This window comes from Phaeodactylibacter sp. (assembly GCF_040219495.1).
GTDB lineage: Bacteria > Bacteroidota > Bacteroidia > Chitinophagales > Saprospiraceae > Phaeodactylibacter.
Window position 1 is genome coordinate 1 of the sequence record NZ_JAVJSK010000153.1, and the last position, 7,056, is coordinate 7,056.

The 7,056-nt window shown below is 45.6% G+C and carries 3 protein-coding genes; all 3 read left to right on the top strand.

The annotated features are described in order from the left end of the window. Positions 1–19 precede the first annotated feature (19 nt). Complete coding sequence (locus tag RIC19_RS24160) at positions 20–5,377, top strand: hypothetical protein (protein ID WP_350180961.1); 5,358 nt, start codon at positions 20–22, stop codon at positions 5,375–5,377. Between the two features lie 4 nt (positions 5,378–5,381). Next, the gene (locus tag RIC19_RS24165; protein WP_350180962.1) at positions 5,382–6,461 is read left to right on the top strand and encodes an outer membrane protein assembly factor BamB family protein; all 1,080 of its coding nucleotides are present in this window, start codon (positions 5,382–5,384) and stop codon (positions 6,459–6,461) included. Positions 6,462–6,584: 123 nt separating this feature from the next. Then, on the top strand, positions 6,585–7,056 hold a 472-nt coding region (locus RIC19_RS24170; protein ID WP_350180963.1), incomplete at its 3' end, for a SprB repeat-containing protein.

The following is a 7,056-nucleotide window of genomic DNA, read 5'->3' on the forward strand; positions in this document are numbered from 1 at the left end:
GGTATCCCTAAATGGGAAGGTGAACAGAGCCGGGCAGGCGGTCAATTTTGCGTATGCGCCGGCGTCTAATCCCCAACAGGTTACAGTCCTATCACAGAGTATTCCGCTTGCTGATATTGACTATAATGATCCTGGTGCAACCGTGGAAAGCAGTATGTTTGCTGTAACGGCTGATGGCAACTACTGGGTGGTTGCGGAGCATGGTGGGGTGAATCTCCCCGATGTATTTGCCCGGCTGGATAATTTCATGGTCGAAGCCCTGGAAGAAGCTCCAATGCCCAGTTTGTCTCTGACAGATAATGATGGCACCCCAATAACAGGCGGCATAGAGGCCGAGCCCGGCACCCCATTCATGCTATGCCTGTCGCCTGACAGCGCGCCAGCAGAGGATATGGTGTTAGCGCTTAGTGTTGATGGGGACGGCTCCCCGCACTTTAGTGATTTCACCACTATGCCGCTGACCTTCCCGGCAGGCAGTACTGACGAGGTGTGCTTCGACCTGTCGCCAAGCGCAGAGGCTGTCGCTGGCACTTACACGTTCCAGCTCACGGATGGAAATGGTGAGGAAGTGATGAGCTTTGAGGTGGTGGTGGAGCCGCCGTGTACTAGTGTCGCCGGGCCGGATTGGAATGTATGTGAAGGAGTAAGCGTACAATTGGGCACGGGCTGCCTGCCAGCGCCTCACTCGGTGGGTGGCGTGGATTATTGTTATGCTTGGCTGCCTACAGATGGGCTGGATGACCCTGCATCTGCCATGCCTGATGCGACGCCTTCTGAGACGACTACCTACACCGTTTATGTGACTACTTCGGAGGGGGAGTTGATTGAGGAGGAAGTGACGGTGACAGTTAATCAACCCTCTGATCTGACAATAACGCCCTCCGAACCTTCAATTTGTGAGGGTGGAACAGTATGGTTGGAAGCAGTTACTTGGTTAAGCACAGATGCAAATACCTATCAGTGGTCCACCGGAGAGTCAACTGCAGCCATTGAAGCAGGCCAACCGGGCACCTATACTGTAACTATTACGGATGTAATTTCCGGATGTACCGATGAAGGCAGCATTGAAGTCACGGAAGCCTCTTTCAGTGCAAGTATTTCAGCTACCAGTACGTCTGTTTGTTCGGGAGCTCCATCAGTGCTTATTGTCAATGTCGTTCCAGAGGGTAATGCTGAAGACTATGAGTTCTATTGGTCTAATGGTCTTTCTGGCAGTGAGATAAGCGAAGACAGGAGCGGAAATTATGATGTAACCGTCACTAACATAGTAACAGGATGTGAAACTACAGCAGAAATTGACTTACAAGAAATTGATGCTGTTGTCAGTATATTACCAGAGAACCCTGTGATATGCCCTGGAGGTACGGTAGAGCTATCCGTTGAAGGGCAATATTCAAATTACACATGGTCTACAGGTGCCACAGGTACGACGGAAACTTCCATTACAGTCTCAGATGTTGATGTGGCAGCCAATCCTGAATTTTCGGTTACTGTCACAGCGGCGAACGGTTGTGAAGCTGTTGCTGCTGTAGAAGTAGGGGAGGCTATGGATACCGATGATATACAAGCTTATTTCCAGGGCAAAGGCTTCTTTGCGATGGATATAGAGATAGATCCGGATGTAACCTTATCTCCCGGTGAGCCTACATCTCAGCGAACAACCACAAGTTTGTGCACTTCGGCCTGCTCTCCATCGGATGTTATATGTGTCAAGGACGATGCTGAAAAGGTGATCGCAGTTAATGATGAAGTTATAGACAATTTAGCTGGGGTTATGGACTCTTATATGTCCTACTTCAATACGATGTATGGCTACGATAAGGTCAGAACCTTCATTACTAAGAACGACGATCTCTGCAGCTGCATGGATTACCTTGACTTTATAGAAGGGAAATTCGAAGGGGATGCGCCGCTCGCTTTTTGGATACACCTCTTTGAGGCAGAAGGGGATGGGCAAGATAAATTATACATCCTTACTAATGTGCCGGGCTTAGACAATCATTATCCAGGAGAATCTCTGGAAGGGCATGCCGATCTGTCCTTTGCCTTGGCGCAAACCGAGATTGACGGGTGGGACGGCAATACCGGTAGCGAAGCTATCCAAGCTATTTTCGCTATTACGGACAATAGCCTAAATAACTTTATGGACCAAGGGCTGAGTGCCGCACAGCCAAGTGGCAACCTCAACCAGTTACTGTGTGACGGGTCCTCTACAGAAAGCATGGTAGCCATTTCTCCTGCTGGTATACCAATGAGTGTGCCAGATGGGTACACCACCCGATTTGTGCCTAATGACGATATGATAGGGGCTGATATACCAGAAGGAGCTTTGCTCGGGCTTACAGATTTTACAAATTATGGACAGAGTGGAGAGATTACGTACTACAGGGGTAGGGTAGATTTGAATGTACAGCTTCTAAATAATCTGCCTCCCTTGTTTGTCGGCTACCACCGGATGAACACGGTGGTAACTACCAGCAATAACCCCCAGGAAGCATTCTTTTCAGTCAGCCCTTTTGAAGAGGGTCAAACACTGGCCGTCACATTAGGAGAGCTGTCTCCACCCTGGCCGGAAAGCACGGAGGCGGTGTCGTACAATTACTCCAATTACGTAGGGGCAGAACCTGATTATATCAACAACGGGTCGGGAGTTGTTATCTCTGACTTTTACAGCGCCCCTGCCGTGCTTAGCGGCCAATTTGCCGGGCCGCCCGCCCCGGGGGTGCCGGTTAGCACCTCTCCCGTTACTGCGGCGGAATTCCTTGAGGCGTTCGAGCTGCTTTCTATCAACCAGCGAGTGGCATCCTTCCGGGTTACTCGGGAGGATGGCACCTTGGACTATGTTGTTTTCACTTGCGTGGGCGGGCAGATTAAGTCTTTCATGTTCAACTGTTATACAGGGGTATATGAAGAAATTGACCTTGCCTTAAATGATGTTGTCGCACAAGGAGTACTTCAAGACATACAGGCAGTTTTGGACCCAAGCGAATGCATAAATGAAGAAGAAAGTGCTCTGGATGAGCCAGATTGCTTTGTACTGGATGAAGAAATAGCGTTGGCGCCTTCGTATGTCATCCCACCGAATACAGCAATAAGCGAGACTGCCAATTTGCAAGACTTTGCAGGTCTAGATCCTGAAACCAAAAGCATTTTCGAGCAAGCCATTACTCAGGCATCTCAAGTCTATGGCGCTAATTTCGCGTTTATCATAACAGCGGATAATAGCTATTGCCCTGATGGAGGCTGTGGCTATGACTATAGTGAAGCCCAAGAGCGTTTTCAAACTCTTGCTCTAAGTACTGCTGAGTCACACATTAAGGATGCCATTTTTCGAATTCATTATACCGAGGATAGGAGGGCTTTCTTCTGTGTCCGTTTAGCTGAGGACTTCTATACGCATACTAATGTGGGCTATGATCTGCCGGAAGAGCAAGCTCTGCTTTTGAAAAACATGTATGTCCGAAAAATCAGGGATGTGATCCGGAATGTCAGGACACCGCAGACTCTAGCGGAAAACGCGAATCCGGGAGAAGAGGATAACACGCCCACCTCAAGGCCTAATTTTTTTGGATTGCGGCCCAACCTGCCTGAGTCAACTAAAGAAAATATAAACTTCCATACTATTGCCAGTGAGGTAACGTCTATTGGCGTGGACTTCATGGGAACCCAGCAGATTACGGATAAACTGTGGAGGGCTAATTTACCGGCGGATGATCAGCCGCTTTATGAAGTGCCAGAAGCCTTGGTGGGAATTGGCAATGTGGTTGTCAGCGAGAATCCGTTAGTCGGTGCAGTCCAATTGGGCAATTTTGCCTGGTCTTTTGTGAATGATAAGCAGCTACGCGGCAATATAGTAGAGATGGTGCGGCAACCACTGAAAACCGCCAGGGCTTTTTATCAGGACAAGAGGGACACCTACGCAGGGAATGGGCCCAATGGTATAGAAGGCACCTATTACGCGGCTGGGGAAGATGGCGCATCCTTGGTGATGTTCCTGGTCGGTGGCAACATAGGCGCTATTACTAAAATAGCCGATAAAGTATCGGGGCTGCCCCGAAAAACCGAGCCTGCCGTACGGGAATGGAACAAAGACCTTGATGATATAAAGCACCACTCCGAGGTAGACTTAGATGGCATCAGCTCGGACGCTTTCTACAAATACTTCCAAGACGGCAATTTCACCGATGCTGAGATCGAAGGCTACCTGAAATTTGCAGGTGATTTCGACAACCCCATCGACCAAAGAAAGCTAAAATCGCAGCCTTCGCTGGCCGTACTTTGGAAAAAGAATAAGGACGGGGACCCTGACTTCTGTCCGTTGGGTTTTACCTCTGGCGGTACGCCCGTAGCGGTCCGGTCTACAGGCTGCAATGGTGGGATAGATTTGGAGAGCATAATCAAAAAGCTTCCGGACCCGGATACTGATGCTGGCGTTGCTTTCTGGACAAAGTACGAGGAGGTCTTCATCAACGACCACTTTGATGCAGATGGCATACTTGATTTTGATGCCACACAAAAGGTGGATGAGTTTTTGAAAGATCTACAGAAGGAGGGGGATGGATTTTTAGACGAGTTTGTGGATGCGCCGGAGTTGATGGAGGCTTGGGAGAAGGTAATTGGAAGAGCTTATAGTACGGATGTACCTTTTTTAAAAAAACTATCCGAGTTGTTGGATCCTGCTGTTGTCGATAAATTACCTAATGGGCAATCAGATTTAGATGTAATAATTACATCTTTAGTTCACCCCCATACAGGATCTTCTCATACGTTTATGAAACAAGCAGCCTTGCATTTAGACGATGTAAAGCACTTAATAAATAATTTCAACAATGTTCCGGGTTTTAACAAAGTAGTCATAGCTCTCAGAAATCCGAATTTCTTTGCTCAGGATGGAGTGAGTCACCTGTTAACGAAGCTCAAGACTTTAGATCCGGTCACAGTTCGTAAACTAGAAGGAAACATTGTTGACGCCGATAATCTTGTTGGCATTTGTATGACCTGTTTATTTGATATTGAGATAGAGGTTAGTCCTGGTGTTATCAAAAAGCTTGAGTTGAAAAGCTATTCTGTCGGAACCATCGGAAATATTGCCACTAACTCAAGTTTCAAAAACCAATTCAAGGCGTATCTTGCCGATATTGATAACATGGATAGTTTTGAATATATATTCAATGGCCGGAAATCGACAGACTTAGACCATATTAAACAAAATTTCAAGACTCTCTTTCAATCGGACGATTATAAAATTTATGATGACATTAACGACGTGAATTCAGGCTTGTGGAATAGTTTGGGTATAGACGATATCAATGATTTTGCTACAATGGTTGATGAGCTTGATCCAAGTTTATATAAATTTATTGACATCCTAAATTGATGTTATGATGAGGTTACTCAGAGAACTTAATAATATCACTGCCCATTATTTTCCTTTGGCTGGGAATGATTTTATAGTTACGACTTTTTCAAATGAGATTATAAAATTGGGAGCGGTTTGTTGGGAACATAAATTTAGCGGCATAAAATATCCTAAAATGGTATATGGAGACAATCTATTTGTCCAGCAAAGAGAAGAAGGCAGCTTAAAGGAAGGAACAGGATGTATTGATTTGAAAACTGGTCAACAAAAGAAATTGAATTTCTTGCAGAGTTCTGTCTTACTGACTTGTTTATTTCAAGAATCAAAAGTATTGGCTCGGCATAAAGATCAGGATAGAAAAAAGACAATTCAATTAATAGATATAAAATCCTTAAAAATAGACTGGACAATCGATACTGATTTACAACGAGTTTGGGGCTTTGATAAAGGTATTTTAGGTCAATTCAGAGGGAAAAATGAATTCGTCTTTTTAGATATTAGAGATGGTTCGATTGCGTGGCACTATAATTTATCTGCTTTAGGTACATGGCTGGATCATGATGGACGCAAAAAGCAAACACAAGTCAACAAAATTATAGGGGTTCAAGACGATACGATCTATGCTCTTCTAAATAGTGGCAAAGTATTGCTTTTGGATATAAAATCAGGTGAGAAAATTACTGTTCTTAAAAATGATAGACATCCAAAGTTTGACACTTTTGGCAATAGCATAGAATTGGACTTTAAAAGCAACAAGCTGATTCAATTAGCTAATCAGGATTTTATTGAAGTTGACTTGGAATCTTTGGAAATCAGTCTGACCCCAATTGAGGATATGAAATCGTCAGGTCTTGAAAATTTTTCAAATGTAGTCTTTGATTCAGACCATGTCTACTTTACTGATAAGAATAGCCAAACCCTTGGAGCATTAAATCGCTATACCCATAAATTAGACTGGATTTACAAGCTACCGCAGGAGAGACTTAGTAAGTCAGAGCAACCGAGATATGGAAGGGGATTGAAGCTAAAAGATAACATTTTTTATGTTCTCGACAATAAGAATACCTTGCACATTTTCGATAAGGAGGTTGAATCAGTTTAACGAGGAGAAGATTTAGACTGCTTCCTGAGTGCCTTTAGTCATAAAAAAATCAACCTACTGCAAAGGAGCGGCCCGCCAAGTCGGCTTGGCGCATCACAGCCACTCCTTTGCCCAAACACAAGTATGATGAAATACACGATTACTACCGTCCTCTTTGTAGCCCTGCTCAGTGCGCTGCAGGCACAGATAAGGATTGAGCTCAATCCCGAGCTGGGTGATTGCTTCTGCGAAGGCACCCCACAGCAGCCTTTTATGGTCACGGCTGAGGGCAGTGCCGGTCCTTTCACCTATGAGTGGTCGAGCCCCAATGGTTATTCCTCCACAGCAAAAGAGCCGGACGATATTGTGCTGGCAGGCGAGTATACGCTTGAGGTTTATAATGCTTATGCTTGTTCTTTTACGTATAGTGTGGTATTGGAGGCCTGCCCCGGCCCCACCTTCCAATTCGATATCGACCCCCCTTCTGATTGCGGAGTAGACGACGGCCATATAAATCTTACCCTTACCGGGGGCACAGCGCCATTCACCTACCAATGGTATGTCAATGGCAGCCCTTCTGTGACTTCGGAGTATTTTGAGGATGCGGAAGAAGGGC

Bases quoted from the DNA above. Each gene is read 5' to 3' on its own strand.
- RIC19_RS24165 (WP_350180962.1), top strand. From the start codon at position 5,382: ATGATGAGGTTACTCAGAGAACTTAATAATATCACTGCCCATTATTTT.